27 protein-coding genes and 1 tRNA gene are annotated in these 26,221 nt (G+C 67.1%); 8 read left to right on the forward strand and 20 right to left on the reverse strand.

The window, feature by feature from the left end:
- Window positions 1-56 precede the first annotated feature (56 nt).
- Window positions 57-1,643 (reverse strand): protein translocase subunit SecD, encoded by a 1,587-nt coding sequence (gene secD / locus QN347_RS07030; protein ID WP_189675958.1) that lies wholly within the window; start codon window positions 1,641-1,643, stop codon window positions 57-59.
- Between the two features lie 4 nt (window positions 1,644-1,647).
- Window positions 1,648-1,992 carry a preprotein translocase subunit YajC gene (gene yajC / locus QN347_RS07035; RefSeq protein WP_133186118.1) on the reverse strand — a complete coding sequence of 115 codons (345 nt, stop codon included), beginning with the start codon at window positions 1,990-1,992 and terminating at the stop codon, window positions 1,648-1,650.
- A gap of 250 nt (window positions 1,993-2,242) precedes the next feature.
- Between yajC and QN347_RS07040 the strand changes: the two genes are divergently transcribed.
- From QN347_RS07040 to QN347_RS07060, 5 genes are all read left to right on the forward strand, one after another.
- A complete protein-coding gene (locus QN347_RS07040) occupies window positions 2,243-2,917 on the forward strand; it encodes a hypothetical protein (protein ID WP_322162353.1) in 675 nt (224 codons plus the stop codon).
- Window positions 2,918-2,986: 69 nt separating this feature from the next.
- Window positions 2,987-3,063: transfer RNA gene (locus QN347_RS07045), tRNA-Pro, on the forward strand.
- A gap of 69 nt (window positions 3,064-3,132) precedes the next feature.
- Window positions 3,133-3,714: a hemerythrin domain-containing protein gene (locus QN347_RS07050; protein WP_322162355.1), complete on the forward strand. Its 582-nt coding sequence runs from the start codon at window positions 3,133-3,135 to the stop codon at window positions 3,712-3,714.
- A gap of 47 nt (window positions 3,715-3,761) precedes the next feature.
- On the forward strand, window positions 3,762-5,231 hold the full coding sequence (locus QN347_RS07055) for a diguanylate cyclase domain-containing protein (RefSeq protein WP_322162357.1): 1,470 nt from the start codon (window positions 3,762-3,764) through the stop codon (window positions 5,229-5,231).
- Between the two features lie 131 nt (window positions 5,232-5,362).
- Entirely contained in the window at window positions 5,363-5,620 is a 258-nt protein-coding gene (locus QN347_RS07060) for a hypothetical protein (RefSeq protein WP_133186153.1), read from the forward strand.
- A 13-nt stretch (window positions 5,621-5,633) separates the two neighbouring features.
- Here QN347_RS07060 and QN347_RS07065 read toward each other — a convergent pair whose 3' ends face one another.
- The 6 genes from QN347_RS07065 to QN347_RS07090 form a co-directional block, all read right to left on the reverse strand.
- Complete coding sequence (locus QN347_RS07065; protein ID WP_189675942.1) at window positions 5,634-5,855, reverse strand: hypothetical protein; 222 nt, start codon at window positions 5,853-5,855, stop codon at window positions 5,634-5,636.
- Window positions 5,852-6,541, reverse strand: coding sequence for an HAD-IA family hydrolase (locus QN347_RS07070; RefSeq protein WP_322162359.1), 690 nt, complete (start codon window positions 6,539-6,541; stop codon window positions 5,852-5,854). The genes QN347_RS07065 and QN347_RS07070 overlap by 4 nt, the downstream gene beginning before the upstream one ends.
- On the reverse strand, window positions 6,538-7,137 hold the full coding sequence (locus QN347_RS07075) for an FMN-binding negative transcriptional regulator (RefSeq protein ID WP_322162361.1): 600 nt from the start codon (window positions 7,135-7,137) through the stop codon (window positions 6,538-6,540). Before QN347_RS07075 ends, QN347_RS07070 begins: the two co-directional genes overlap by 4 nt.
- A gap of 16 nt (window positions 7,138-7,153) precedes the next feature.
- Complete coding sequence (locus QN347_RS07080) at window positions 7,154-8,272, reverse strand: RluA family pseudouridine synthase (RefSeq protein WP_189675939.1); 1,119 nt, start codon at window positions 8,270-8,272, stop codon at window positions 7,154-7,156.
- Window positions 8,269-8,643, reverse strand: a complete 375-nt coding sequence (gene crcB / locus QN347_RS07085; RefSeq protein WP_133186161.1) for a fluoride efflux transporter CrcB — start codon at window positions 8,641-8,643, stop codon at window positions 8,269-8,271. Before crcB ends, QN347_RS07080 begins: the two co-directional genes overlap by 4 nt.
- 91 nt (window positions 8,644-8,734) lie before the next feature.
- The gene (locus tag QN347_RS07090) at window positions 8,735-9,514 is read right to left on the reverse strand and encodes a hypothetical protein (RefSeq protein WP_189675938.1); all 780 of its coding nucleotides are present in this window, start codon (window positions 9,512-9,514) and stop codon (window positions 8,735-8,737) included.
- A 122-nt stretch (window positions 9,515-9,636) separates the two neighbouring features.
- Here QN347_RS07090 and QN347_RS07095 point away from each other — a divergent pair, with 122 nt between their 5' ends.
- Window positions 9,637-9,867 (forward strand): hypothetical protein, encoded by a 231-nt coding sequence (locus QN347_RS07095; RefSeq protein WP_133186165.1) that lies wholly within the window; start codon window positions 9,637-9,639, stop codon window positions 9,865-9,867.
- A gap of 55 nt (window positions 9,868-9,922) precedes the next feature.
- Here QN347_RS07095 and QN347_RS07100 read toward each other — a convergent pair whose 3' ends face one another.
- From QN347_RS07100 to QN347_RS07135, 8 genes are all read right to left on the reverse strand, one after another.
- Window positions 9,923-10,480, reverse strand: coding sequence for a glycine zipper 2TM domain-containing protein (locus QN347_RS07100; RefSeq protein WP_322162364.1), 558 nt, complete (start codon window positions 10,478-10,480; stop codon window positions 9,923-9,925).
- A gap of 108 nt (window positions 10,481-10,588) precedes the next feature.
- Entirely contained in the window at window positions 10,589-11,017 is a 429-nt protein-coding gene (locus QN347_RS07105; protein ID WP_322162365.1) for an OsmC family protein, read from the reverse strand.
- Window positions 11,018-11,089: 72 nt separating this feature from the next.
- The gene (locus QN347_RS07110; protein ID WP_133186171.1) at window positions 11,090-11,413 is read right to left on the reverse strand and encodes a glycine zipper 2TM domain-containing protein; all 324 of its coding nucleotides are present in this window, start codon (window positions 11,411-11,413) and stop codon (window positions 11,090-11,092) included.
- 657 nt (window positions 11,414-12,070) lie between these two features.
- Entirely contained in the window at window positions 12,071-13,006 is a 936-nt protein-coding gene (locus tag QN347_RS07115; RefSeq protein ID WP_322162367.1) for a bifunctional riboflavin kinase/FAD synthetase, read from the reverse strand.
- Between the two features lie 33 nt (window positions 13,007-13,039).
- Window positions 13,040-14,206 (reverse strand): dipeptidase, encoded by a 1,167-nt coding sequence (locus QN347_RS07120; RefSeq protein ID WP_322162369.1) that lies wholly within the window; start codon window positions 14,204-14,206, stop codon window positions 13,040-13,042.
- 100 nt (window positions 14,207-14,306) lie between these two features.
- On the reverse strand, window positions 14,307-14,777 hold the full coding sequence (locus tag QN347_RS07125) for a dihydrofolate reductase (RefSeq protein ID WP_322162371.1): 471 nt from the start codon (window positions 14,775-14,777) through the stop codon (window positions 14,307-14,309).
- 39 nt (window positions 14,778-14,816) lie between these two features.
- Complete coding sequence (locus QN347_RS07130) at window positions 14,817-15,335, reverse strand: hemerythrin domain-containing protein (protein WP_322162373.1); 519 nt, start codon at window positions 15,333-15,335, stop codon at window positions 14,817-14,819.
- A gap of 58 nt (window positions 15,336-15,393) precedes the next feature.
- On the reverse strand, window positions 15,394-16,188 hold the full coding sequence (locus tag QN347_RS07135) for a thymidylate synthase (protein ID WP_322162375.1): 795 nt from the start codon (window positions 16,186-16,188) through the stop codon (window positions 15,394-15,396).
- A gap of 97 nt (window positions 16,189-16,285) precedes the next feature.
- On the opposite strand from QN347_RS07135, the gene QN347_RS07140 reads away from it, so the two are divergent.
- On the forward strand, window positions 16,286-16,702 hold the full coding sequence (locus QN347_RS07140; protein WP_133186183.1) for a JAB domain-containing protein: 417 nt from the start codon (window positions 16,286-16,288) through the stop codon (window positions 16,700-16,702).
- Here the strand turns inward: QN347_RS07140 and QN347_RS07145 are convergent.
- From QN347_RS07145 to QN347_RS07160, 4 genes are all read right to left on the reverse strand, one after another.
- Entirely contained in the window at window positions 16,697-17,458 is a 762-nt protein-coding gene (locus QN347_RS07145) for a methyltransferase domain-containing protein (RefSeq protein WP_322162377.1), read from the reverse strand. The genes QN347_RS07140 and QN347_RS07145 overlap by 6 nt on opposite strands.
- Window positions 17,458-18,585, reverse strand: coding sequence for a peptide chain release factor 2 (prfB, locus tag QN347_RS07150; RefSeq protein ID WP_133186187.1), 1,128 nt, complete (start codon window positions 18,583-18,585; stop codon window positions 17,458-17,460). Before prfB ends, QN347_RS07145 begins: the two co-directional genes overlap by 1 nt.
- A gap of 140 nt (window positions 18,586-18,725) precedes the next feature.
- Window positions 18,726-21,272, reverse strand: coding sequence for a penicillin-binding protein 1A (locus QN347_RS07155; RefSeq protein WP_322162379.1), 2,547 nt, complete (start codon window positions 21,270-21,272; stop codon window positions 18,726-18,728).
- 172 nt (window positions 21,273-21,444) lie between these two features.
- The gene (locus tag QN347_RS07160) at window positions 21,445-22,659 is read right to left on the reverse strand and encodes an N-acetylmuramoyl-L-alanine amidase (RefSeq protein WP_322164175.1); all 1,215 of its coding nucleotides are present in this window, start codon (window positions 22,657-22,659) and stop codon (window positions 21,445-21,447) included.
- A gap of 566 nt (window positions 22,660-23,225) precedes the next feature.
- Here QN347_RS07160 and QN347_RS07165 point away from each other — a divergent pair.
- The gene (locus QN347_RS07165) at window positions 23,226-26,066 is read left to right on the forward strand and encodes a ribonuclease E/G (RefSeq protein ID WP_322162380.1); all 2,841 of its coding nucleotides are present in this window, start codon (window positions 23,226-23,228) and stop codon (window positions 26,064-26,066) included.
- Window positions 26,067-26,221: the final 155 nt, after the last annotated feature.

A 26,221-nucleotide genomic window follows, 5' to 3' on the forward strand; every position in this document is an offset into this window, starting at 1 on the left:
GGCGATGCCTGCCGCAGGGAGACCCCAGCTTTCGCTGGGGTGACGGAAAAAGGGGGTCATATGTGGATCTCGGTCGGGCGGTTCTTGCGAATCCACAGCACCACCAGCATCCGCGTGAAGGTCACCGAGGTGAACACCGAGGTGATGATGCCGATCAGCAGCACGACCGCGAAACCCTTCACCGGGCCCGAGCCGAGCATCAGCATGATCAGCCCCGAAATCGCGTGCGTCGCGTTCGCCTCGAAGATCGTCCGGCTCGCTTCCTTGTAGCCCAGTTCGACCGACTGGATCACGCTGCGACCGCGGCGGCGTTCCTCGCGGATACGCTCGTTGATCAGCACGTTGGCGTCGACCGCGGTGCCGATCGTCAGCACGAACCCCGCGATCCCCGGCAGCGTCAGCGTACCGTTGAGCAGCGCGAGCACGCCCATGATGACGACGACGTTGATGACCACGGCATAGTCGGCATAGAAACCGAAGCGGCCATAGGTCGCGATCATGAACAGCACGACGAGGGCGACTGCGATGCCAGAGGCAAGCAGGCCCGCATGGATCGAATCCGCGCCGAGATCGGGACCGACGGTGCGTTCCTCGACGACCTTGAGCGAGATCGGCAGCTTGCCCGAGCTCAGCGCGATCGCGAGATTGTTCGCCGATTCGACGGTGAACGAGCCGTGGATGTACCCCGAGCCGCCGAGGATCGGGGTGTCGATCTTCGGCGCTGAGATAACCTTGTCATCGACGATCACCGCGAAGCGGCGGCCGCCATTTTCCTGCGTCACGCGCGCAAACTTCTTGCCGCCCTCGCTATTGAAACCGAAGTTGACGATCGGCTCATTGGTGTCTTGCGCGAAGCCCTGGCTTGCGGTCAGCAACTGGTCGCCGGTGAGGATCGCCTGGCGCTTGACCAGGATCTGCGCGCCGGGGCCGGCCTCGGAATAGGGGAGTGCCTGGCTGCCCGCGGGCACGATGCCGCCGGGCACGTACGGCGTGTCGTCGACCATCTTGAATTCGAGCTTGGCGGTCTTGCCGAGCAGTTCGCGCAGCGCCTTGGGGTCCTTCAGACCCGGCACCTGGACGACGATACGGTCGTTGCCCTGGCGGACGATCGTCGGCTCCTTGGTGCCGAGTTTGTCGATGCGCGTGCGTACGACGTCAGTCGCGGTCGCCATCGCGGTGTTGATCGCCGCGGCGATGCCCGCCTGTGTCGGCGTCATCACGACGCGCGACGAGTCGACCACCTGCAAGTCCCAGTCGCGCTGGCCGGTGTATCCGACGCCGCCGGTGAGCTTGTTGAGCCGCTCGCGCGCGGCATCGAGCTGCGTCACGTCGCGCAGCAGGAAGCTGAGCTTGCCGCCGTCGGTCGCGATGTCGCCGATCGAGATCGGCGGGCCCTTCGCCATTTCGGTGACGATCTGCTCGCGCATCGCCTCGAGCCGGTTCTTGACCAGTTCGTCGGTGTCGGCCTCGATCAGCATGTAGCTGCCGCCGGCGAGATCGAGCCCGAGATTGACCTTGGGGTGCGGAAAGGCGCCCCATTTCGACGTGACCGAATCAGGCAGGAAACTCGGGATCGCCAGCGCCATCAGGCAGGCGAGGAACCCGAGGATCGAGACGACCTTCCAGCGCGGGAAATCGAGCATCGGATCAGTCGTTCGCGGGCTTGGAGCCGAGCGGCGTCACGTCGGCGAGCGTCGACTTGACGACCCGGATCTTGATCGAAGGGGCGATTTCGACTTCGACGAACGCGTCCTCGACCTTGGTCACCTTGCCGAGCACGCCACCGGCCGTGACGACCGAATCGCCCTTCTTGACCGCGCCGATCGTGGCTGCCTGGTCACGCGCGCGCTTTTGCTGCGGGCGCAGGATCAGGAAGTAGAAGACGACGAAGACGAGCAGCAACGGCGCGAACTGGATGATCATCGCGAGGAAACCATCGGGGCCTGCGGCAGTGGCGCCGGCGGTCTGGGCAAAGGCTGGGGTGGCGAACATGGGCTACCTTGGTAAGACTGGACCCGCCTGCGCTTCGACACGCGGGATCGCGCACCCTTTCGGGCACGCCACAAGCCCGCCGCGCTATCAGGTACGCTCCGCCCGCGCAACGCTAACTCGCCGACACCGCGTGCTCCGGGGGGCGGCAAAGGGCGACGTCAGGCCCGCGCGCCGATCCCACGCGACGGGTTGATCGCGCGGCGAAAGATCGTACCATTTCGGCTCTTCTTGTTGAGTAGCGAAGCCCGCGATGAAATCTCTCCTGACCTTAGCGCTCTTTCTGCTGGCGGTACCGAGCGTGGCCGCCGCCGATAGCGGGCGCGAGACGCTGATCCAGACCGCCTTTGTCGTGCGCGATCGCGGCGCGGCGCTGTCGCAACTCGCCAGCGTCGAGGCGGCGGCCGCGTCGGCGCTCGCGAAGACGCCGGGCGACAGCGAAGCGTTGCTGTCGCGCGCAATGGCGACGAGCTATCGCGCCAAGCTGACGCACAGCCGGACCGAAGCGCTCTCCGCCAAAGCGCAATTCGAAGCGCTGGTGGCGAAGAATCCTCGCGATCCCGAAGCGCTTGCGGCGCTCGGCGCGTGGCATCTGAGCGCGGTCAAGGCGCTCGGTGCGATGGTCGCGCGCGGCGGGCTCGGCGCGCGCAAGGCGGTGGGGCTCGCGGTGATCGACCGCGCGCTCGCGGCGGGCGGGGACCGCGCGCTGTTCCCCGGGATCGCCGGGATGCTGCGGCTTGCGATCGATCCCGGCGATGCGCGCGGCATGGCGCTGATCGGGCAGGCGGTGCATGCCTCGGCCGCCACGACGATCGACCGGCTGATGCAACGCCGCGCGGCGCAGCTCGAACTGGTGCTCAAGGGCGGCGATGCCAAGCTGATCCAGGCGCTCGCCAATCGCTTGCTCCCGCTTGGCCAATTTGGTTGAGCCGTACCGCCAATTTTGCGAAGTGGCTTGCATCCAGACGCAGGTCAGCCTAGACGCGCCTCCCTCGGTCGGGGCGTAGCGCAGCCTGGTAGCGCATCACACTGGGGGTGTGGGGGTCGCAGGTTCGAATCCTGTCGCCCCGACCAGAGATTTCCCCCCTTAGCGGTCATGCCGAACGCCTTGACGCGGACCTTCCGCCGTCTGAGAGCCTCATCATGACCCTTTCTCCCGCGTCTGTCCTGCTGCCCGATCGGACGGGGCTGTCCGACGAGATCGCCTATCTGCGTGCGGCCTATCCTGCGGCGAAGTGGCAAAGCCATCGCAATTATGGCGAGCTGACCGCGTTTTGGCTGCACGTCCATGCCAGCCTGCGCGAACAGGCGGCGCGACTCGACGGCATGACCGCGAGCTTTCGCGAGGGCAGCATGGCGGTCGGTGCGTTTCAGGCTGCGGTCGTTCCGGGGCTCAATCACTTCCTGCACCATTTGAGCGGACATCACGGAATCGAAGACCAGGCCTATTTCCCCAAATTCCGTGCGCTCGATCCGCGCATGGCGGCGGGGTTCGATGTGCTCGAGAGCGACCATGGGATCATCCATGCCGGGCTCGAGGCGACGCTCGACGCTGCACGCACGATGCTGCGCGCATTCGGCATGCCGGGCGATTCTCGCCCCGCAGTCGATGCCTATGCCGGCACGAGCCACATCCTGTTCGCGCAACTCATCCGGCATCTGGCCGACGAAGAAGAAATCGTCATTCCCGCAATGCTCGAACACGGCGAACGCCGCGTCAGCTGAGCTGTGGCGATAGCGGTTCCTTAACCGCGCGATGGCTATCCCGCGAAATGACCGAGTTGGATCACGCCTTCGGCGCCGTCGCCGGAACCGACGAAGCGCGCCGCCTTGCAATGCTCGATGGCCTGGACATGCTCGACACGCCCCCCGAGGCGGAATTCGAAACGATCATCGCCTGTGCGCAGCGATTGCTCGGCACCAAGATCGCCTTGCTGTCGCTGGTCGGCGAGGATCGCCAATGGTTCAAGGCGAAGCGCGGGCTCGAGGCGAGCGAGACGCCGCGCACGCAGTCGTTCTGCGCGCATGCGATCCGCGACGACGGCTTGCTGGTTGTGCCCGATGCGACACTCGATCCGCGTTTTGCCGACAATCCGCTGGTGCTCGGGGAGCCGCACATCCGCTTCTATGCCGGCGTGCCGATCCGCGCGACCGATCCCGCGATGCCCGAGCGCAGCTATCCGATGGGCACGGTGTGCGTCATCGATGATCAGCCACGCACGCTCAGGCCCGACGAAGCGACCGTGCTGTGCGAGCTCGGGCATCTGGCCGAATCGCTGCTTTCCGCGCGTGCGCTCGCCGCGCGCGCGAGCATCCTTGCGCAGGAGCGCGGCGCGGCGATGCAGCGGCTCGACATCACGCATCGCCAGTTCCGACAGGCTGAGCGGATGGCCAATATCGGATCGTGGCGGCTGACGCTCGACGACAATCGCACCGAATGGTCCGATCAGATCTATGCGATCCACGGCATGGCGCTGGGGGTGAAGCCCGGTCTCGAAGAGGCGCTCGCTTTCTATCCGCCAGCGGCGCGGAGCCAAGTGGTCGATGCGCTGGGGCGCACGATCGAGACCGGCGTTCCCTTTTCGGTCGAGACCGATTTCGTGACCGCGCAGGGCGCCATTCGCCGGATCTGCTCGATGGGCGAGCTCGAATTGCGCGACGGCAAGGCAGTCGCGGTGATCGGCGTGATGCAGGACATCACGATTCGCTATCGGATGGAGCAGCAATTGCGCCACAGCGCGCGGCGCGACGATCTCACCGGCCTCGCCAATCGCGCCTATTTCAACGAGACGCTCGACGAGGCACTGGCGACGGCGCGGCGGCAAGACACGCGACTCGCGCTCGCGCTGATCGACCTCGACCATTTCAAGACGATCAACGACACGCAGGGGCATCTCGCAGGCGATGCGGTGTTACGGCAAGTCGCGACGTGCCTTGGCGCCGAATATCTCGAAGGGACCTTTGCGGCACGGCTCGGCGGTGATGAATTCGTCCTGCTGATCACGCGCGACACCGCATTGCAGGATCTCACCGGGCTGCTCGACCGGCTGGCGCGCGACTTGGGCCGGCTCGGCGGCATGGGTGAGGACGGGCAGACGGTGTCGGCGACGATCGGCGCGGCATGGCTCGACCGCGAGGTGCGCGACCGCAGCGACTTGCTCCACCACGCCGATATCGCGCTGTACGAAGCCAAGCGCGCACGCCGCGGGACGGTGAGCGTCTATCGGCGCTCCGCGGGATAGCCGCGTACGTACGGCAAAGGGATGGTGGCAGGACGGCGCAATCGCCTAAGGAAGCATTACACCGCGCCGCCAGGAGAGTTTCGATGAACGCCATTTGCTGTGCCGCACGGCGCGCGCCACAGGGCTGAGCGGTGGCAAAGAAGCGCTACCTCACCGCGACGTTGCCCGACGGCTATGTCAAGACGATCGGGCCGACGAGCACGGCGTTCACGCATTATTGGCGGATCGTCGCGCTGCTCGCCAACGGCAAGAGCGAGGTGTTCTGGGGCCATACCAAGTCGCTTGCCGAGGCCAAGCGCAAGAAGTCGGCGCTCGCGGAGGCAGCGGCACAGCGCGGCTGGAAAAGCCATGTCTTCGAGATTGCCGAACTGGTCGAAACCCAGCCCTGACGCGCGACCCGCGTTATGCCTCGGGCGGGGTGCGCCAGCGGCGCGCGAGCGCGCGCGGAACGGTCGCGATCATCAGCAGCGCCGACAGCACCAGCGCGGTGCCGATAACCTTTGGAAAGGTCGCGTGCGAGCGTGCGATCAGGATCAGCCCGAGGATCGCGCCCGCTGCACCCGCCAGCCGAGTGCCGGTGATCAGGAAATAGCGATTGCGCGCGGTGGTGTCGGCGTCGGTCATGCGATCGGTTCCTGCATCAGCCGCGGCAACGCGGGCACGACGTCGGCAACGGCGTGTGCGCCGGCAGCGGTCAGCTCGCCGACCGGATGATAGCCCCAGGCCACGCCGAGCGCGCGCACACCGGCGGCGCGCGCCATCAGCATGTCGAAGCTCGTATCGCCGATCATCACCGTCGTCGCCGGGACCGCGCCGGCATCGGCCATCGCGGTCGCGATCATCGAGGGGTGCGGCTTCGAGGGATGGCGATCGGCGGTCTGCAGCGTGACGAAGCGCGCGGCGATGCCGTGATGCGCGAGGATATGCGCGAGACCACGGTCGGACTTTCCCGTCGCGACGCCGAGCACCCAGCCGTCGGCCGCGAGGCTGTCGAGCACGTCGACGATCCCCTCGTACAGCGGCTCCTCGGCCATCGCGCCCGAGGTCCGCAGCCGGAAGAAGGCATCCTTGTAATCCTGCGCGAGGCTGCGGTGCAGCGCGTCGCCGCCCGTCGGCAGCAGCATCCGCATCGCCTCGACCAGGCTCAGCCCGACGATCCGGCGAATCGCCGCGCGCGGTGGCGCCTCGATCCGCGCGATCGAAAACGCTTCTTCGACCGAGCGGCAGATATTGTCCTGGCTGTCGACCAGCGTGCCGTCGCAATCGAACAGCGCGAGGCGGTTGGGGGTAGAGGTCTGCATCGTGCTCATGCGTTGCGCATCCAATAAGCGATCCCGCGCCGTCCGGCCGCCTCGACGCCGTCCGCCGCCGAGAGCCGCGCCGCGTCGGGCTTGTTCTGCCCGAGCTTGCGCGTGCCGCGCCAGCCTTGCACCTCGAGCGTGAAGCCGACGATCCCGCGCGTCATCTGGTCGAACACGGAAGGGGTCATCTTCGCGCGCGTCCAGGCGGGCTTGGGTGCGAGCCGTGCTTCCTGTTCGGCCGAGAGCTGGTCGAGCTGGCTGACCAGCCCCGCTTGATCCATCCGCCGCATCCGCCCCTCGAGCTCGACCGCGACGTAGTTCCACGTCGGCACTTGCTCGTTGCCGAGATCGTACCAGTCGGGGCTGATATAGCCGTCAGGCCCTTGCGCGACGAACAGTCCCGTCGCGCCATCGAGATGCTTGGTGATGCCATTGCCGCGCGAAACATGCAGCGCGAGCGTGGTCTCATCGCGCCACACCACCGGCAGATGCACCACGCGTGGCCCGTCGGGCGTCGCGGCGAACAGCGTGCCGAATCCGAGCTCGCGCACCAGATCGCGCATCTCCGCGCGGTCTTCCCAGCGAAAGGTCGAATCGGGATGCATCAGCCGCGCGCGACGCTCAGGTCGCTGCGCCGCGCCGGCGGCGTTCGCCCTTGCGGTCCTTGCGCATCGTCTTGTTGTGCTGGCGCGCCTGCTGCTTCTTGACCGCGCGGCTCGGGGGTGGCGGCTCCTCGAGCGGCATCGTGTTGCCGAGCATCTCGTCGAAGCCCAATTGCTTGAGGCTCTCGGCGAAATGCGTCGGCAGCTCGGCCTGCACGTCGATCTGCCCGCCATCGGGGTGATCGATCCGGATCCGCCGCGAATGCAGATGCATCTTGCGGCTGATGTTGCCGGTCAGGAACGCGGCCTGACCGCCATATTTGCCGTCGCCGACGATCGGGTGGCCGATCGCCGCGAGATGGACGCGGAGCTGGTGCGTGCGCCCGGTATAGGGAATCAGCTCGACCCACGCGGTGGTCGTGCCCGCCATCTCGATCACGCGGTAGCGCGTGCGGGCAGGGCTGCCTTCCTTCTCGTCGACGTGCATCTTCTCGCCGCCCGAGCCGGGCTGCTTGCCGATCGGCAGCTCGATCGTGCCGTCCTCGATCGAGGGGACGCCGACGACGAGCGCCCAATAGGTCTTCCGCGCGGTGCGCGACGAGAAGGACTTCGACAGGAACCCAGCGGCACGCGCGGTGCGTGCGATGACGAGCGCGCCCGACGTATCCTTGTCGAGCCGGTGGACGAGCTTGGGACGACCCTCGAGATCGTCCTGCAGCGCGTCGAGCAGGCCGTCGACATGCTCGATCGTCTTGGTCCCGCCCTGCGTGGCGAGGCCGGGCGGCTTGTTGAGCACGATCACCTGCGCGTCGCGGTGGATGACCATTTCGCGCGCGAAGGTCATCTCGTCGTCGCTCAGCGGCGGGCGCTCGCGCTTGACGGGGGCGTCGACGCGAACCGGCTCGGCCGGGGGAACGCGGATCGACTGGCCGGCGACGATGTGATCGCCGGGCTTGGCGCGCGCGCCGTCGACGCGCAGCTGGCCGGTGCGCGCCCATTTGGCGACGGTCGTGAAGCTCGTGTCGGGCAGATGCCGCTTGAACCAGCGATCGAGCCGGATGCCATCATCGTCGGCGCCGACGTTGAACTGGCGGACGTCCGATGTCGCCTTGCTCGGCTTGGGCGTGTCGATGCTCATGCCGCCACCCGCGTGAGCGAGAGGCCGAGGAACAGCGCAACGATCGCGCCGACGACCGAGAGCAGTGTATAGCCGAGCGCGGTCGCGAGATCGCCGCGTTCGATCAGCGATACGACGTCGAGCGAGAAGGACGAGAAGGTGGTGAAGCCGCCGAGCACGCCGACGCCGAGCAGCAGGCGCCAGTTCTCGCCCGCACTGTGGCGGGCGAGGATGCCGACGAGCAGCCCCATCGCGAAGCCGCCGACCAAATTCACGGTCAGCGTGCCAAAGGGATAATCGGGGCCGAAGCGCGCGAGCGTGGCGCGGCCGACGAGGAAACGCGCAGCGGAACCGAGCGCGCCGCCCGCCATGACGAGGATGAGATGATACATGGTGCGTGCGTTAGCGCGAATCGCACGCAATGAGAACCTCGCGTGCAACGGTGGCGGTTTGCCTGGCCTTCGGCGTCAGCAGCGCGGGCCGCTAGCGTCCGTTATTGGCCACCATATCGACATCGGTCCCGCCATCGCGGCGGCTGGTGAGGAAGAGCACATACGCCCCGCCATCGCGCTGCCGCGTCCCACCAAGCGTGTGCTCGGCGCCGTCGGACTGATGATCGGCACTGAAACCGGCATTGGTGACGCGGGTATAGTACCAGTCGATCACCGTCTTGAGCGAGGCGTTCGTCGCAAAGCTGACCGCGCGCAGATGGCACGCTGCGGTATCGGCGCCAGCCGCCTCGACGACGCGTGCGCCGGGATAGAGCGGCACGTCGCCGGGCACACGGTCGGCCCAGGCCGCCGAATAGCGCATCGACCCGGCGCATGCGCTGGTGCGCTTATCGGTTTGATTCGCGGCCAATGCGCCGAGCGTGAGCGAATTGCGCGCCGCCTGGCAGTTCGGGCAGTCCTTCGACGCCGGCGCGGGGGCTTGCTTGGCGCGCTGGCTGACCGCGCTGCCTTGGGTGCCAGCCGCGCCACCGGCGGTCTGGGCGATCGTGACGGGCGGCACGCCGCCCGAATAGGGTTGCGCCGGGGGCCGGACGGTGTTCGCGTTCGATTGCTGCGCGAGCGACGGGTCGACCATGATCTGATCGTGCAGCGCCGACGTCATCGCCGGGTCGCTGCTATTGGGCGCGCCGGTGCCGGCATCGACCAATTCGTTGTCGAGCGTGTCGAGATCGCGCTCGCCATCGCGCTTGCCGCACGCCATCAACGCCAGCGGTAGCACCAGAACGCTCAAAAAGACCCGCTTACGACTCATCGACGTGACGCTCCACACCCACTGCACCCTTTGGACCGGCTGCAGTTAATAATTGATTGGGCATAGCATACCCGTTTGCGGCGCGCTTGCGCAGGCAGCTTATCTTGGTTCATGGTCCGGATATGGGACTCATCGTCAATCTGATTTCGATCTTGGCCGGACTCGTCGCCTTGCCGGTGGCGCTGGTCGGCCTGGTGCCGTTCTTCGGCCTCGCCAATTATCTGGCGATCCCGATCGCCATTGTCGGCGCGGCGCTCGGGATGCTGTCGGGCTATCGCTCGGGCCGCAATTTCAACCTGTTCGTGCTGATCGTCGCGGTGATCCGTCTCGTCCTTGGCGGCGGCGTGATCTGACAGCAAAAGGCCCGACGCTTTCGCGCCGGGCCCTGTGTTTAAGTAGGTGTCGCGCTTAGCGGCACTGCACCTGGCCGCGATCGACCGACTGGCCGAGCAGCGCGCCTGCGCCGCCACCGATCAACGTACCCAGCGTGCGCGATCCACCGCTCGCGAGCGAGTTGCCGAGCAGGCCGCCGGCGAGACCGCCGATGATCAGGCCGGTCGTGCCGTCGCTGCGGCGGCAGTAATAGCGGTTGTCGCCACCGCGATAGATGCGGTCGTTGCGACCGAGCCGGCGCGGCTGATAATAGCTGCCGTCGCGATAGTAACGGTCGGCCAGATAGGTCCGCTGGCCCGGCTCGTAGCGATTATAGTCGTAGCTGCGATACTGCTGCCAATTGCGCTGGCGCGCATCCTGGCGGCGGTCCTGACGCCAATCCTGACGTGCGTCCTGGCGATACTCGCGGCGGTCATCGCGGCGGTCGGCCCGCTCGTCACGGCGATCGTCGCGACGGTCGGCTCGGTCATCGCGGCGCTGGTCCTGGCGGTCGCCGCGATAGTCTTGCGCGGTCGCGGGGATCGCCGAAAGCGAGGTCGCGGCCATTACGGCGGCGAGAAGAAACTTGCGCATGTCGAATGCTCCTTGAGACAATCCGTGCTGGATTGCAGGTAGAACCGTCGGCATGCCTGGAGGTTGCGTGAACGGGAAACTACGGCCCGTTCACGCCCCCGCAAGAGATCAGGCGTTGAGACTGTGGGTCAGCGTCACTTCGGCGTTGAGCACTTTCGAAACCGGGCAATTCTGCTTTGCATCGAGCGCGATCGTCTCGAATTGCTCGGGCGAGATACCCGCGACGCTCGCCTTGAGATCGAGCGCCGATTTGGTGATGGTGAAGCCGTCGCCGTCCTTGTCGATCGTGACCTTCGCGGTCGTCTCGAGCTTGCCGTCGGTGAACCCGGCACCGGCGAGCGCGAAGCTCAGCGCCATCGTGAAGCAGCTCGCATGCGCGGCGGCGATCAGTTCCTCGGGGTTGGTGCCCGCGCCCTCTTCGAAGCGGCTGTTGAAGCCGTACTGCGTGTCGAACAGCACGCCCGATTGCGTCGAGACATGGCCTTTACCATCCTTGCCAAGGCCATCATAGCTGGCCGATCCGCTGCGAGTCGTCATGGGGTATTCTCCAAAAGATAAGGCGCGGACCGTTGCCGATCCGCGCCTGTGGTATACGCCGTATGGGGCTGGTTAGTTGCAGCGGCGGTCCGCGGTGCTGGCGCGATCGAGCGCGCGGCCACCGAAGGCGCCGGCCACGCCACCGAGCACGGTGCCGAGCGTCTTGTCGCCGCGCCCCGCGATCGAATTGCCGAGCAGCGCGCCGCCGACGCCGCCGACCAGCAGGCCGGTCGTGCCGTCCGAGTGGCGGCAATAGCGACGACCGTCGCGGCCCTCATAGACGCGCGGCTGATAGTGATGGCGGTGGTCCCGCGCTTCGGCGTGCGTCGCGGGGGCGACCATCGTTGCGGGGATAGTGACGGCTGCCGCGCTGAGTGCGAGGATCAAGGTGCGCATTGGTAAAACTCCCGTGGAATGCATTTTGCTCTGGATGAAGTCCAAAGCGGTAACGATGGGCGTTTTAGTCAGGTTGCATGAACCTGAAACAACCTCGCGTTCAGAAAGTCGAAGCGCCGCGATAAAGCCGAGAATGACGAGGCGGATATGTTCACGCTTTCCGCACTATTCACAGCGCGGCGATAGCATTTGCGGCCTTGGTGCAACTCGCAAGTCGTGAGGGCATCTCGACTGTCGGCGAGCGACGGCGCGGCCGGAAACAGGAGCGGCATCAGGCGCTTATGTCGCGACGTCAGCCTAGGTGCTCGCGGGAAACCAGGCCGGTGTCGCGACGAAGGCATCGGGCGGAAGGGCAGGCGCCTCCCCTGGGGTTTACGGCCGCGAGAAAAGATATCGCAAGCGTGGCGTGCGATTCAGCTTGAGCGTCGTGCTGGCCACCGGGATGTCGGGCGCCACGGTTCGCACGAGCCGACCCGCGCCTGGCGACCGAACGCAAGACCTGGCGTCGCTTGGCGGCGCAGGGGGCGCGAGCCGCCGAAACCGGATGGCGCGGGTAGGGTTGCCAGCAACCCGCCAAGCGGATCGAGGCCCGGCGACAGGGGGCGGCAGCACTGCCGGCCCCTTTTTGTCGAAGATCCGCGACGCAGAGACGGCGGCTTAGCGGGGCTCGGCCGCCAGAATGTCGCGCGCGCGCGCGCAATCGGAATCCATCTGCGTCGTCAGCGCCTCGAGCGTGTCGAATTTCGCTTCGGGGCGCAGATACTCGATCAGCTCGACTTCGATCTGCTGGCCATACAGGTCTTCGGAAAAATCGAAGAAATACGGCTCGAGCAATTCCTTGGGCGGATCGAAGCTCGGCCGGATCCCGAGGTTCGCCGCACCGTCGAGCACACGCCCATCGGCGAGCCGCCCGCGCACTGCATAAATGCCGTACGCCGGCCGGAGATATTTCCCCATGTCGAGATTGGCGGTGGGATAGCCGATCGTCCGACCGAGCTTGTCACCATGCTGCACCGTTCCCGCCACCGTGAAGGGGCGCGTCAGCAGCTTGGCCGCGCCGCGCGGGTCCCCCGCCTTGAGCAAGTCGCGGATCCGGCTCGATGAGACGGCAACACCGTCGAGGGTCACTGCGCCGACCGTCTCGACCGCAAAGCCGTGCTCGATGCCAAGCGTGGCGAGCACCGCGACATTGCCGCTCTTGGCCTTGCCGAAGGTGAAATCGGCGCCCGTCACCACGCCGCCGACCCCGAGCTTGTGGATCAGCCGATCGGTGACGAATTCGCGCGCGGTCAACGCGGCGAGCGCTGCGTCGAACTGGAAGACGACCATCGCATCGGCACCCGCCGCAGCGAACAGCCGCTCGCGCTGGTCGAGCGTGGTCAGGCGGAAGGGGGCGTTGTCGGGCTGGAAATGCCGTACGGGATGCGGATCGAACGTCGCGACCAGTGCGGGCCGCCCCTCGGCGCGCGCGCGCGCGACGGCAAGCCCGACCACAGCCTGATGCCCCAGGTGAAATCCATCGAAATTCCCGAGCGCGACGATGCCAGCGCGCATCGCCGCCGGAACCGTCGAGCCGCCGTCGAGCCGCTTCATGGCGTCGGCTATACGGTCGGCTTCGCGCGCGCGCTAGGGGGCGGGCGCGATCCCGGCGCGGAGCACGCGCAGCACGTTGCCGCCCATCACCTTGGCCACATCGGCGTCGCTGAAACCGCGGTCGATCAGCGCTTGCGTGACGGCGGCAAGCTGGCTCGCATCGAACCCCGTCGTCACCGCGCCGTCGAAGTCGGAGCCGAGCCCGACATGGTCGATCCCGGCCACGTCGCGGACATGCGCGATCGCGGCGGCGGCCGCGGCGGGTTTGGTCGAGCAGATCGCGGCGTCCCAGTAGCCGATGCCGATCACCCCGCCAGTGCGCGCGATGCCGCGGATCTCGTCGTCGGTCAGGTTGCGGTTGACCTTGCACGTCGCCTGGACCCCGCCATGGCTCGCGACGATCGGGCGGCGCGCCATACCGATCACCTCGGCGATCGTGGCGTGGCTCGAATGTGCGACGTCTACGATCATGCCGATCGCTTCCATCCGCCGCACCACCCGCCGTCCGAGCGGGGTAAGCCCGCGCTTCGCCTCGCCGTGCATCGAACCCGAGACTTCGGTGTCGAAGAAATGCGCAAGGCCCGCCATGCGGAACCCGGCGGCGTGGAGCGTCTCGAGATTGGCGAGCTTGCCTTCGAGATCCTGCAACCCCTCGATCGACAGCAGGCCGCCGACGACCTTCTGCCCGCGCGCACGGTCGGCGAGGAGGCGATCGAGCTCGGCGCGGGTGCGGATCACGCGCAGCTGGCCGTTCGAGGCGGCGGCATAGCGATCGAGCTTCTGCGCGTGCCACAGCGAGCGCTCGAGCAGCGAGCTCCAGGTTCGCGGCGGCTGGAGATCGGCGATCGCGAGTGCGGTGATATTGTCGCTGTCGGCGCGGTTCGAATCGTAATTCTGGTGTCTCGGCGTCTTGGTCACCGACGAGAAGATCTGCAGCGCGTAATTGCCCGCGAGCAAACGCGGCAGGTCGATCTGTCCACGGTCGGCGCGGGCGAGCAGGCTGCGCTGCCACAGCAGCGTATCGGCGTGCATGTCGGCGATCTGCAGCGTGGCGTGCAGCGCGCGGGCGCGCGGGCTGATGGCGAGCGCGACGGGTTCGACCTTGTTCATCGATCGCTCGACGATCCCGGGGGCGAGCGCGAAGAAGGCGATCAGGCCCAGCACGATGAGCACCGCTACCCCAGCCAGCACCTTGCGCATCTCGCTCTCCCCGTCGTGCCGGCTTTCTCGGGCAGGGTCTGCCGCGTTCGGTCAGCGCGGGGTATGCGGGATCGTCGGCGCGGCGACAAGCCGCTGGCGGTCACCGCCTGCTGAGCGTCACGAAGGTATAGGCTGGACGCGCGCCGTCGGCCGGATGCTGCTCGCGAGCCCGCTCGTGCCAGCCGTCTAAGGGCGGCACGACGGCATCGCCGGGCGGGCTCACATGCACCTCGGTCAGCTCGATGGCCTCGGCGCGGGGCAGCAGCAGCGCGAAAATCTCGGCACCTCCGATCACTGCAATATCGCCATCGCCCGCCAGCGCGAGCGCTTCGTCGACCGAATGCGCAACCTCTGCGCCAGCCGCAGCCCAAAGCGGGTCGCGCGTCAGCACGATATGGCGGCGGCCGGGCAGGGGCGACGGGAAGCTCTCGAAGGTCTTGCGCCCCATCAGCATCGGCTTGCCCATCGTCAGCGCCTTGAAGCGCTTGAGGTCTGCGGGCAGGTGCCACGGCAGTTTGCCGTCAACACCAATGACGCCATTGTCGGCGCGCGCGAGGTACAGCGTGATCATGCCACCGTCATGCCCGCACGCGCCGCGATTGGCGAGGGGTCAGTCTGGAGCGTGATCCTTGACCCACGTCTTGGGATCCTTGTCGACCGCTTTGACCCCGGTCAGATGCTCGGCCTCGAAGGTCGCGAATTTGACGCCGAGATCGTGGCGCTCCTGCAGCGTCGCATTGAGGCGGAAGTCCGTCAGGCCCTGGCGTTCTTCCTCCGCCATATGGTCGCTGTTGGCCTTGTTGCATTCGCCGAGCGCCTCGAACCACGCCGTGCTGCCGACCTTCTCCTTGTCGACCGCGGCGGCGGTGTCGCGGATGTCGTTATGATCCTCGATCGCGTCCTCGGTCTCCTCGGCGGCCGAATCGGCATCGTTGCCGCCTTCGCCGATTTGCATCAGGCGCGGATAGAAGAAGCGCTCCTCGGCCTCGGCATGCGAATCGAGCAATGCGTGGAGGCGGTTCCACAGCGCCGACAGTGCGGTCGTGTCCGTGGGATCGATCTGTTCGATCTGCGCGAACAGCGCGCGCTGCTGGCCGTGTTCGTCGAGGATGAGTTGCGTGATGTCCATGATCGGCCCCTGCGTGAATTGCAGGAGCTAAGCGCGCATCGCGCCGCGCGGTTCCGTGTCAAACCGCGACGGGCGCCTTGATATGGGGCTGCGCGACGTAATCGTGGAGCGCGAAATCCTCATAGGCATAGCCGTCGATCGCGTCCGCCTTGCGTAGGATCTCGAGCCGCGGCGGCGGCCCCGGCGTGCGCGACAGCTGTTCGCGCGCCTGGTCGAGATGGTTCGAATACAGGTGGCAATCGCCCCCGGTCCAGATGAACTCGCCGGGCTCGAGCCCGCATTGCTGCGCGAGCAGCATCGTCAGCAGCGCATAGCTCGCGATGTTGAAGGGCACGCCGAGAAAGATGTCGGCGCTGCGCTGGTAGAGCTGGAGCGAGAGCTTGCCGTTCGCGACATGCGTCTGGAACAGGCAATGACACGGCGCGAGCGCCATCGCGTGGAGATCGCCCGGGTTCCACGCGCTGACGATCTGGCGGCGCGAGGCGGGGTTGGTCTTGATCTGCTCGATCAGCTCGGCGATCTGGTCGATGTGGCGGCCGTCCGCCGTCTCCCAGTCGCGCCATTGCTTGCCGTACACCGGGCCGAGATCGCCCTTCTCGTCGGCCCATTCGTCCCAGATGCTGACTTTCCGCTCGCGCAGCCAGTCGACATTGGTGTCGCCGCGCAGGAACCACAGCAACTCGATCACGATCGAGCGCAGATGCAGCTTCTTGGTGGTGAGCAGCGGGAAGCCAGCGGCCAGATCAAAACGCATCTGGTGGCCGAAGACGGAGAGCGTCCCCGTGCCGGTGCGGTCCATCTGGGGGGTGCCGTGATCGAGCACGCGGCGCATCAGGTCGAGATAGGCTTGCATGGCCGGGGGTCTAGCGCGCCCGTGCCGCGACGCCAACCGTTGCCGTTTCGGAGACGCTTTGTGTGGCGCCGTGCTGCGCCGCTGCGCAGAGCGCGGCATGGGGACGGGGCTTTTCGAGGAGCGCGCGAATCGCGGCGCTTGCGCGGCGCTCGATCTGCCCGACGCCGTCCTCGCGCGCTTCCTGCCGATCGCGACCGCCGCGCAGGAGGTCGCGGCGTTTGGCTATTTCGATCCGGAATGGCGGCTTCTCGCGATGCGACACCTTCCGCCGCGCCAGGTCGATGCGGTGACGATCCCGTTTCGCACGATCGTCGCCGATGCGCTCGCGTCCGACTGCGCGCTGGTGGTGATGGCGCACAACCATCCGAGCGGCGATCCGACGCCGAGCGCCGCCGATTACAGGCTCACGCGCCGGATCGCGCAGGCGTTGCAGTTCATCGACGTGGCGCTGTTCGACCATCTCGTGATCGCAGCGCACGGCTATCGCAGTTTTCGCGCGCGCGGGCTGCTATGAGCGGGCGTGGAGCCGGCACGCCTTGATCGCGCTCGGCTCTGGGCGCGGGCCCGTCGCGCGGAAGGCGGCGAGATAGCCGCCCGCCGACGGCATGTCATAGGTCGCGACTTCGCTATAGCCGACCGCGGCGAACTCGCATTTGAGCAAGGCGGGCGGGGTGCCGTGATTCTGCGTCGGGCGATCGGCGTCGACGACGATCGCGAGGCCACCGGGCTTGAGCGACGGGCGCATCCGCCACAGGAATTCGTAGGGCTGCTCGATCTCGTGATACATATGGACCATCAGGATCCGATCGAAGCTGGCGGCCGGCAGCCGCGGATCGTTCGGCGCGCCGAGCCGGACGCTGACCGTTTCGAGATGCTCGCGCGCCACCCGCAGCGCGAGCGCATCGCGGACGTCAGCGACGATGTCCTCGGCGAGCACACGGCCTTCCTCGCCGACGCGGTTGGCGAGGCGGATCGTGTAATAGCCTTCGCCCGCGCCGATATCGGCGACGGTCATGCCGGGCTTGATCCCGGCCTTGGCCATCACTTCGCCCGCTTCATTGAGCCGGTCGCGATTCTCCTCGGTCGACCAGCGCGCCGAGACGATCGCGGCGACCGGTCGATCGGCGGCGGGGAAGGGGCCGACCTTCGGGCTGCGATCGGGCACCGTCGCCGAACCGCCGTCGCACGCGGCGAGCGCAAGCAGCGCCACGCCGACCAGAGCGGCCTTCCCCCGTCTCGCCGGGGACGAAGAGACGAGGGAAGCGCGCATTATTCGACGTCCTCGACCTCGACCGTCTCACCGGTCACGCGCTGCGATAGCGCCGCCGCCATGAACGCTTCGAGATCGCCGTCGAGCACGTCCGACGGGCTCGACGAGGTCACGCCAGTGCGCAGATCCTTCACCATCTGATACGGCTGAAGCACGTAGGAGCGGATCTGGTGGCCCCAGCCAATGTCGGTCTTGCCGGCATTCTCGGCATTGGCCGCGGCTTCGCGGATCGCCAGCTCGCGTTCGTAGAGTCGCGCGCGGAGCTGGTTGTACGCTTCGGCCTTGTTCTTGTGCTGGCTGCGCTGGTTCTGGCACTGCACGACGATGCCGGTCGGGATGTGCGTGATGCGCACCGCCGAATCGGTCGTGTTGATGTGCTGCCCGCCGGCACCCGACGCACGATAGGTGTCGATGCGCAGGTCGCTCTCGTTATATTCGACCTCGATATTGTCGTCGACGACCGGATAGACCCACACGCTCGCAAACGAGGTGTGGCGGCGCGCGGCGCTGTCGTACGGGCTGATGCGGACGAGGCGGTGGACGCCGCTCTCGGTCTTGGCATAGCCATAGGCATTCTCGCCCTTGAGCAGCAGCGTCGCCGACTTGATCCCGGCCTGTTCGCCCGAATGCTGGTCGATCAGCTCGACCTTAAGGCCGTGACGCTCGCCCCAGCGCGAATACATCCGGCTGAGCATGCCCGCCCAATCCTGGCTCTCGGTCCCGCCGGCGCCGGCATTGACCTCGATATAGGTGTCGTTGCCATCGGCCTCGCCCGCGAGCAGCGCCTTGACCTTGTCCTTGTCGGCGCGCGCGGCGAGATCGGCGAGCGCGGATACGCCCTCGGCCTCCATCTCGGTATCGCCTTCGGCCTCGGCCATCTCGATCAGCTCGGCGGTGTCGTTGAGCTCGCTCTCGATTGCGCGCGTGGCGGTGATCGCCTCCTCGAGCCGGCGACGCTCGCGCATCACGACCTGTGCCGCCTTGGGGTCGTTCCACAAGGCCTGGTCCTCGACGCGCGCGTTGAGCTCGTCGAGCCGGCGCAGCGCGCGGTCCCAGTCGAGGAAGCGGCGGAGCAGCGCGAGCGCGTCCTTGATCGAATCGATATGAGCCTGCGCTTCAGCGCGCATGGGGTTACTCCAGACTTGAATTCGTCGCCCCGGCGAAGGCCGGGGCCGCTATATAGGATGCGAGACGCCAATTGTCCCGCGACAACCGGGCGGCCCCGGCCCCCCTTTGAGATTGGCGCCGGGGCGACGGATATATATCGCTAGTAGATGCCACCCTGCTTTTGCAAGAAGTCGCTATCCTTGCGTGCCTCGCTCTGCGCCTGCGTCGCCGCGCGTGCGCGCGCCGCGGAGGCCGCAGCGGCAGCGGTGGCTGCGGCAGCGGGATCGGGCACGATCGTACCGCGATGGATCACGCGACGCGGCTCGCTCTCGGGCTTGAACGCTTCCCAGATCACCGATGCCTTGGGGTCGTCGCTCGGCCAGGCGCCGAACACCGGCTTGCCGCTCTGCCGGTCGATGCGGACCATGCGGATCCCGGCGGGCGCGCGGAACGGGAGCTTGTCCATCCCCTCATAGGCTTTCACCGCGAACGCCTTGAAGATCGGCGCGGCGAGCGTCCCGCCCTGCGCGCCGCCGCCGAGCGAATGCGGCGTGTCATAGCCGATATACAGCCCGCCGATCATCTGCGGCGTGCCGCCGATGAACCACACGTCGGTCGGCCCGGTATTGGTGCCGGTCTTGCCGAAGATCGGCCGGTCGAGATCGCGCAATACGGTTGCGGTGCCGCGCTGGATCACGCCCTCGGCGATGTGGATCATCTGGTACGCGCTCATCGCATCGACGATCTGCTTGCCGCCCGCGACCGGTCGCGGCATCGGCCGGCCGTTCCAGTCGGGCGCGTTGCAGCGGTCGCACGCATGCCAATTTTCGGGCCAGACCACCTTGCCGTGGCGATCCTGGACGAAATCGATCAGCGACGAGGGATGCGACCGCCCCTGGTTGGCGAGGATCGCATAGGCGTTGACCATCCGCGACACCGTCGTCTCCCCAGCACCCAGCGCGAAGGAGAGGTAGGGCGGGTATTTGCCGACGCCGATCCGATCCATCAGCGACACGACGTGCGGCATGCCGGTGGTGGCGGCGGCGCGCACCGTCATCAAATTGCGCGACTGCTCGACGCCCCAGCGCATCGTATGCGCGCCCGATCCGCCGACGCCGCCGAAATTCTTGAAGCATTTTTGCCCGAGCCGCGCGCCCTGATAAACGCAGAACGGACCGTCGACGATGATCGAGGCGGGCGTCATCCCACCCTCGAGTGCTGCGGCATAGACGATCGGTTTGATCGTCGACCCCGGCTGACGCATCGCCTGCGTCGCGCGGTTGAACGCCTGGACGCGGAAGTCGAACCCGCCCTGCATCGCGAGCACGCGGCCGGTCTGCGGCTGCTCGACGACGAACGCGCCGGAAATCTTGGGCACCGAGCGCAAGGCGAATTCGCTCCCGCTGGGCGCGACCGCGATGATGTCGCCGGGTACCATCTTGGCGAACGCGGTTCCGCCGCCGCCCCGCACCGGCATTTGCGCGGCGAAGCGGGGGAGCGTCCCGGTGCTGCCGTCGGAGAAGCCAAGCTGCGCCGCGCTGGCATCGCGCGCGATCACGATCGCGGCGCGCCAGTCATCATAGTCGAGCCCGATATTGGTGTTGAGCAACGCGCCCTGCCACCTGTCGTCGGTGATTTCGGCATGCCCGATCGGCCCGGACCAGCCGCGCCCCTGGTCGAAGCGCAGCAGCCCCTGGCGCAACGCGGTCTGCGCGTAATCCTGCATCTTCTCGTCGAGCGAGGTCCGCACCCAGAGCCCGCCCGAATAGACGCTGTACGGCCCGGCGCGCTCGTCTTCGCCGAACTTGTCGATCAGCTGGCGGCGCACTTCCTCGACGAAATAGCCCGATCCCGCGGTCTCGGTCTTGGGGGTCTGGCGCGGCACGGTGCCGAGCGGCTCGGCGCGCGCCTGGTCGTGCTGCGCCTGGGTGATGAAGCCGTTCTTGAGCATCTCGCGCAGCACATATGCGCGGCGGCCGAGCGCGCGGTCGGCGTGGCGAACGGGATCGTAGTTCGACGGGCCCTTGGGCAGGATCGCGAGATACGCCATCTGCGCAAGATCGAGCTGCGTCAGATCCTTGCCGAAATAGGCATAGCTCGCCGCCTCGACGCCGAACGCGTTCCGGCCGAGCGCGATCTGGTTGAGGTAGAGCTCGAGGATCTGCGGCTTGGTCAGCGTATCCTCGATCCGGTAGGCGAGGATCGCCTCCTTGATCTTGCGCGCATAGCTCGTCTCGTTGCCGATCAGCAGGTTCTTGGCGACTTGCTGCGTGATCGTCGAGGCGCCGGCGGGGCGCTTGCCGCTGGTCAGATTGTTGACCGCCGCACTCGCAATGCCGAGATAGTCGACGCCGTGATGCTCGAAGAAGTTCTTGTCCTCGGCGGCGAGGAAGGCGCGCACCAGCAGCGTCGGATATTCGTCGTAGCTCAGCTCGACGCGGCGCTCGCGCGCATACGCGTGGATCGGCATGCCATCGACGTCGCGGACATTGGTCGGCAACGGCGGCTCATAGGTGCGCAACTTGTCGACCGAGGGCAGGCCTGCGGCAAACGCGAAATAGAACACTGTCGCGGCGAGCACACCGAGCACGCCGAGCGCGGCGAGCGTCTTGACCCACCAGCGCCCCCAGACACGCTGGACCACGCCGGCGAACCCGTCGATCTCGCGACGGATACGGAAATTCACGCTGTTTTCGGGTTCGGCCATATCGGGGTGAGGCTCTAGCAAGATTCGCGAGGCTTGCCAGCCTTGTCCCTCTCCACTTGGGGAAGGAGGAGCGAAGCGACGGGACATTGCGGGCGATGGTGACGGGCGCTGCCCTCACCCTCCGACTTGACTGCGTCGAGCGGGCCCCTCCCTCTCCCGTTGGGAGAGGGGGTTAGTCTCTGGACGCCATCCGCCGCGCGAAATGGACCTGGACCGCGCGTTCGATGCTTTGCGCGATCTTGTGGCGGCCCTCGGCGCTGTCGATGAAGTCGGCGTCGTGCGGGTTCGAGATATAGCCCGTCTCGAACAGGATCGAGGGCATGTCGGGCGCCTTCAGCACCATCAGCGAGGCCATGCGGTGGAAGTTGGCCTTGACCGGGATCAGCGGCTGCGCCTCGCGGCCGAGCAGCCGCGCGAAGCTCGCCGAGGCGTTCATCGTCTCGCGCTGCGTCAGGTCGATCAGGATCGACGAGATGTCGGCCGACGTCGAAGCCAGGTTCACGCCCGAGATGATGTCGGCCTTGTTCTCGCGCGCCGCGAGCTTGGCCGATTCCTTGTCGGAGGCGACTTCGGACAGCGTGTAGACCGACGCTCCGCTCGCATTGCCCGAGCCGACGCTGTCGCAATGGATCGAAATGAACAGATCCCCGCGCAGCCGTCGCGCGATGCCGAAGCGTTCCTGCAGCACGAGGAAGCGATCGTCGTCGCGCGTCAGCGCCACCCGCACGCGGCCCGAGCGGAGCAATTCATCGCGGATCGCCTTGGCGATCTTGAGCGTCACGTCCTTCTCGCGCCGCCCGTCGAGCGGCGAGATTGCGCCCGGATCGACGCCGCCATGCCCGGCATCGATCACCACCAGCGGGCGGCTGTCGTCGTCGCCATAGATCCGCGGCAGGCCTGCGCTGCGCCGCGCGGGCGGGATCGGCACGGTGACCTGGTAGCCGCTCGTATCGACCGCCTGCGCTAGCCCCATCGTGAAGGGCGGCAGGAAGTGCATCCGGCGCTCGCTTGCGGCGCGGGCAAAGGTCGTGTCGTCGACGGTACGCAATTCGAGCGTCAGCTCGCGCCCGTCGCGGCCGAACTGGCCTTCGGTGATCAGCGTCGGCCGCGCGAGATCGAACACGATGCGCACGCCGTCGGGACCGCGTGGCGAGAGTCGTACCGCCGAGATCGCGCCGCCACTCGTCAGCGCACCGCCCGGCCGCGCGCCCTTGAGGTCGAGCGCGATGCGCTGCGGCTGCGCAAGGATGAAGCTCGACGCATCGGCGATCGGCTGGTCGAAGCGCAGCACGATCCGGTCGTGCTTCACCTCGACGCGTTCGATCGACGCCGCCCAGCCGGGAGCACCGGCAAACCAGCAGGCCAGCAATGCGAGGAGGAACGACACCGCCTTGTAATGCAGCCGGATCGCAGGGGCGGTAAAGCGAAAAGGCTTTGGCTGCCCGGTGCAGGCACGACAATCGGCGGGAGCGGGGGATGCGGTCATGCAGCTTGGGTAGAGGGCGAGGTCGCAAGACCGCCTTGCCGGGTGCGGTTAATGCCGGGGTAGGCATAGATTTGCCGGTGCCCGGCAAAAAGCTGCCAGTTGCTGCGCACGACAGGGGATGCTACGCAATAGACAGTACCCCGTCCTCTGCCTGGTTCAGGTAGCGTTCAGGGCCACTTGGCCGCCCCACAATCCTTTGGCGCGGCCCATCCAGGTTGACGTTCGCATGCTGCATTTATCCCGTCCCTCGCTCCGCCCGGCTTTCGCCGGCGGAATCGCGAGCGCGCGGGGTGCTCCAGGCCGGAAGGCGGAGCGTGCAGCGCGAGCAGAGGCAGTTTTCGTAACAACCCAGGGCGGCGAACCAGGCGACCTTTTTGCCGGGACCAGCCCTTTCATTGATCGCGCGCGACCAGCGCCACGGCGCTCAGCGCCCTTGGACCCTGTGTCGCGCGACCGGAGAATATTACATGACCACGCGTATGCTGATCGACGCACGGCACCGGGAGGAAACCCGCGTTGCTGTCGTCAAGGGAAACCGAATCGAAGAGTTTGATTTCGAGAGTGCCGAGCGCAAGCAGCTCAAAGGGAATATCTATCTTGCCAAGGTGACGCGCGTCGAGCCGTCGCTGCAGGCAGCCTTCATCGATTACGGCGGCAACCGCCACGGGTTCCTCGCCTTCAGCGAAATCCACCCCGATTATTACCAGATCCCCAAGGAAGATCGCGACGCGCTCCTGCGCGAAGAGGCCGAGCATGCCGCTGAAGAAGTTGCACTGCGCGCCCAGCAGGACGCCGAAGACGATCTCCACGACGACGAGCATGAAGACGACGGCTTCGAGCGCGATTCGGACGTAGACGAAACGTCGGTCGAGCGTTTCGACGACGCCGATGAGCTTGGGGGCGGGCACGAGCCCGACACCGAAGTCGTCGCCGAGGGCGAAGCGCGCGGTGGCGAAGGCCGTGGCCGTCGCCGCAAGCGTTCGGCATCGGACGATGCCGCCGACGATCTGCAGCAGCGCCGCACCTCGCTGCGCCATCGCTACAAGATCCAGGACGTCATCCGGCGCCGCCAAGTGCTGCTCGTCCAGGTCGTGAAGGAAGAGCGCGGCAACAAGGGCGCCGCGCTGACGACCTATCTGTCGCTCGCCGGCCGCTATTGCGTGCTGATGCCCAACACGTCGCATGGCGGCGGGATCAGCCGCAAGATTTCGAACGCGGGCGATCGCAAGCGTTTGAAGTCGATCATGGCCGACATGAAGCTGCCCCCGTCGATGGGCTGCATCGTGCGCACCGCAGGCCTCCAGCGCACGCGCCAGGAGATCAAGCGCGACTTTGATTATCTCGCCCGGCTGTGGGACGGGATCCGCGAGACGACGCTCACCTCGTCGGCGCCTGCGCTCGTCTATGGCGACAGCGACCTGATGAAGCGCGCGATCCGCGATATCTACAACAAGGAGATCGACGAGGTCATCGTCGAGGGCACCGAGGGCTATCAGCACGCCCGGGAGTTCATGAAGCTCCTGATGCCGAGCCACGCGCGCAAGGTGAAGCATTACAGCGACCCCGTGCCGCTGTTCCAGCGCGCCGGCGTCGAGGAGCAGCTTTCGGCGATGTACCACCCGGTGGTGCAGCTGAAGTCGGGCGGCTATCTCGTCATCAACCCGACCGAAGCGCTGGTGTCGATCGACATCAACTCGGGCCGTTCGACGCGCGAGCATTCGATCGAGCAGACCGCGACCGCGACCAACCTCGAGGCTGCCGCCGAAATCGCCCGCCAGCTGCGCTTGCGCGACATGGCCGGGCTCGTCGTCATCGACTTCATCGACATGGACAATGGGTCCAACGTCCGGAAGGTCGAGAAGGCGATGAAGGAAGCGCTCAAGAACGATCGTGCGCGCATCCAGATCGGCCGCATCTCGTCGTTCGGCCTCATGGAAATGAGCCGCCAGCGCCTGCGCACCGGCGTGCTCGAAGCCTCGACCCGGCCGTGCCCGCATTGCGAAGGGACGGGCTTCGTCCGAACCGCGTCGTCGTCGGGCATCGCTGCATTGCGCATGCTCGAGGATGAGGCCGCGCAGGGTCGCGGGTCGCAGCTGTTGCTGCGCGCCAGCCAGGAAGCGGCGTTCTACCTGCTCAACCGCAAGCGCGGCGAGCTGGCCGAGATCGAGGAGCGCTACGGCGTTATGATCGAGATCGCGCCCGACGGCGAGCAGGAAGGCGCGCGCGTCTCGGTCGAGGTCTCGGGACCGCCGCCGGCCTACACGCCGCGCTTCGATGCGCCGATCGAGGAAGTCGAGGACGATTTCGTCGAGGAAGAGATCGAAGACGAGATCGAGGAAGAGGAAGAGGAGCAGCCCAAGGCCGCCCGCGAGCCACGCGAGCCGCGGGCTCCGCGCGAGCGCAGCGAAGCGGCAGCTGGCGAGGACGAGGCTGGTTCGCGCCGTCGCCGTCGCCGTCGCGGACGTCGCGGTCGCGCGAGTCCCGAGGGTGAGGGTGCTGCCGAGGGCGAGGCGCTTGGCGAGGGCGAACTGTCCGACGCCGAGGATTCGGTCGAGGCCGAAGCCGAGCTCGAGACGGCCGAGCTGGACGAGGGTGCCGAAGCGGCATTCGCAGCCGACGGTGATGCCGCGGGCGAAGGCGCCAATGGCGAAGGTGGGCGTCGTCGTCGCGGACGTCGCGGTCGTCGCGGCGGACGTCGCGCAGAGGGCGAGCAGGTCGCGAGCGAAACCGGCGCGCCCGACGCCGAGGACGCGGTAGCGAGCGATGCCGTTGAAGCCGAGGCACCCGTTGCCGAAGCGCCGATGGTCGAAGCCGAAGCCGAGGCCGAAGCCCCGAAAAAGGGTCGCCGCCGTCCCAAGGCACGCGATGCCGAGGTCAAGGCCAAGCCCGCCAAGGCCAGGCCTGCGGCTGCCCCCGTGGTCGAGGCTCCGGCCGAGGTCGCGGCTGAAGCGCCGGTCGACGCTGACGCCAAGCCGAAGCGCACGCGTCGCAAGAAGGCGGTCGAGCCGGTAGCTGCCGAAGCGGCGCCTGCGGACGAAACCAGCGCGACGATGGACGTGCCGGTCTCGCAGGAGCCCGCGCCTAAGCCCAAGCGCACGCGCAAGCCCAAGGCAGCGGCGGTCGACACCGTGACGCCCGAAGCGGTAGCGCCCGAAGCCGAAGCACCGGCGGTCGTGCTGGCCGATGGCCTCGACGGCGCCGCACCGGCTGATGACGCCGCGGCCGGTCCCGACGGCGGGATCGATCCCGATCCGGGCGAAGCCGGCAGCCCGCGTCGCGGCTGGTGGCAGCGCACATTCGGCGCATGATGAACGGGCCGCAGTTCCTTCCAGGTGAAGGGACTGCGGCCGCGTCATTCTAGGTTTTCTGATCCATCGTCACCCCGGGCTCGTCCCGGGGTCCACCGGGATGGCGATCCGGCGCGTGTAGTGCACGCAGCACGGTGGACCCCGGGACAAGCCCG

It is taken from the genome of Sphingomonas sp. 10B4 (assembly GCF_035019905.1).
In the GTDB taxonomy this organism is placed as follows: Bacteria; Pseudomonadota; Alphaproteobacteria; order Sphingomonadales; family Sphingomonadaceae; genus Sphingomonas; species Sphingomonas glacialis.

Excerpts from the sequence above, each read along its gene's own strand:
- QN347_RS07040 (WP_322162353.1), top strand. The coding sequence starts at position 2,243 with ATGAAATCTCTCCTGACCTTAGCGCTCTTTCTGCTGGCGGTACCGAGC.
- crcB (WP_133186161.1), bottom strand. The coding sequence starts at position 8,643 with ATGTATCATCTCATCCTCGTCATGGCGGGCGGCGCGCTCGGTTCCGCT.
- QN347_RS07065 (WP_189675942.1), bottom strand. The coding sequence starts at position 5,855 with ATGACCGACGCCGACACCACCGCGCGCAATCGCTATTTCCTGATCACC.
- QN347_RS07155 (WP_322162379.1), bottom strand. The coding sequence starts at position 21,272 with ATGGCCGAACCCGAAAACAGCGTGAATTTCCGTATCCGTCGCGAGATC.
- QN347_RS07050 (WP_322162355.1), top strand. The coding sequence starts at position 3,133 with ATGACCCTTTCTCCCGCGTCTGTCCTGCTGCCCGATCGGACGGGGCTG.
- QN347_RS07165 (WP_322162380.1), top strand. The coding sequence starts at position 23,226 with ATGACCACGCGTATGCTGATCGACGCACGGCACCGGGAGGAAACCCGC.
- QN347_RS07090 (WP_189675938.1), bottom strand. The coding sequence starts at position 9,514 with ATGAGTCGTAAGCGGGTCTTTTTGAGCGTTCTGGTGCTACCGCTGGCG.
- QN347_RS07130 (WP_322162373.1), bottom strand. The coding sequence starts at position 15,335 with ATGGACATCACGCAACTCATCCTCGACGAACACGGCCAGCAGCGCGCG.
- QN347_RS07125 (WP_322162371.1), bottom strand. The coding sequence starts at position 14,777 with ATGATCACGCTGTACCTCGCGCGCGCCGACAATGGCGTCATTGGTGTT.
- QN347_RS07110 (WP_133186171.1), bottom strand. The coding sequence starts at position 11,413 with ATGCGCACCTTGATCCTCGCACTCAGCGCGGCAGCCGTCACTATCCCC.
- QN347_RS07070 (WP_322162359.1), bottom strand. The coding sequence starts at position 6,541 with ATGAGCACGATGCAGACCTCTACCCCCAACCGCCTCGCGCTGTTCGAT.
- QN347_RS07075 (WP_322162361.1), bottom strand. The coding sequence starts at position 7,137 with ATGCATCCCGATTCGACCTTTCGCTGGGAAGACCGCGCGGAGATGCGC.
- QN347_RS07145 (WP_322162377.1), bottom strand. The coding sequence starts at position 17,458 with ATGCGCGCTTCCCTCGTCTCTTCGTCCCCGGCGAGACGGGGGAAGGCC.
- secD (WP_189675958.1), bottom strand. The coding sequence starts at position 1,643 with ATGCTCGATTTCCCGCGCTGGAAGGTCGTCTCGATCCTCGGGTTCCTC.
- prfB (WP_133186187.1), bottom strand. The coding sequence starts at position 18,585 with ATGCGCGCTGAAGCGCAGGCTCATATCGATTCGATCAAGGACGCGCTC.
- QN347_RS07140 (WP_133186183.1), top strand. The coding sequence starts at position 16,286 with ATGGGGACGGGGCTTTTCGAGGAGCGCGCGAATCGCGGCGCTTGCGCG.
- QN347_RS07095 (WP_133186165.1), top strand. The coding sequence starts at position 9,637 with ATGGGACTCATCGTCAATCTGATTTCGATCTTGGCCGGACTCGTCGCC.
- QN347_RS07100 (WP_322162364.1), bottom strand. The coding sequence starts at position 10,480 with ATGCGCAAGTTTCTTCTCGCCGCCGTAATGGCCGCGACCTCGCTTTCG.
- yajC (WP_133186118.1), bottom strand. The coding sequence starts at position 1,992 with ATGTTCGCCACCCCAGCCTTTGCCCAGACCGCCGGCGCCACTGCCGCA.
- QN347_RS07105 (WP_322162365.1), bottom strand. The coding sequence starts at position 11,017 with ATGACGACTCGCAGCGGATCGGCCAGCTATGATGGCCTTGGCAAGGAT.
- QN347_RS07135 (WP_322162375.1), bottom strand. The coding sequence starts at position 16,188 with ATGCAAGCCTATCTCGACCTGATGCGCCGCGTGCTCGATCACGGCACC.
- QN347_RS07115 (WP_322162367.1), bottom strand. The coding sequence starts at position 13,006 with ATGAAGCGGCTCGACGGCGGCTCGACGGTTCCGGCGGCGATGCGCGCT.
- QN347_RS07080 (WP_189675939.1), bottom strand. The coding sequence starts at position 8,272 with ATGAGCATCGACACGCCCAAGCCGAGCAAGGCGACATCGGACGTCCGC.
- QN347_RS07055 (WP_322162357.1), top strand. The coding sequence starts at position 3,762 with ATGACCGAGTTGGATCACGCCTTCGGCGCCGTCGCCGGAACCGACGAA.
- QN347_RS07120 (WP_322162369.1), bottom strand. The coding sequence starts at position 14,206 with ATGCGCAAGGTGCTGGCTGGGGTAGCGGTGCTCATCGTGCTGGGCCTG.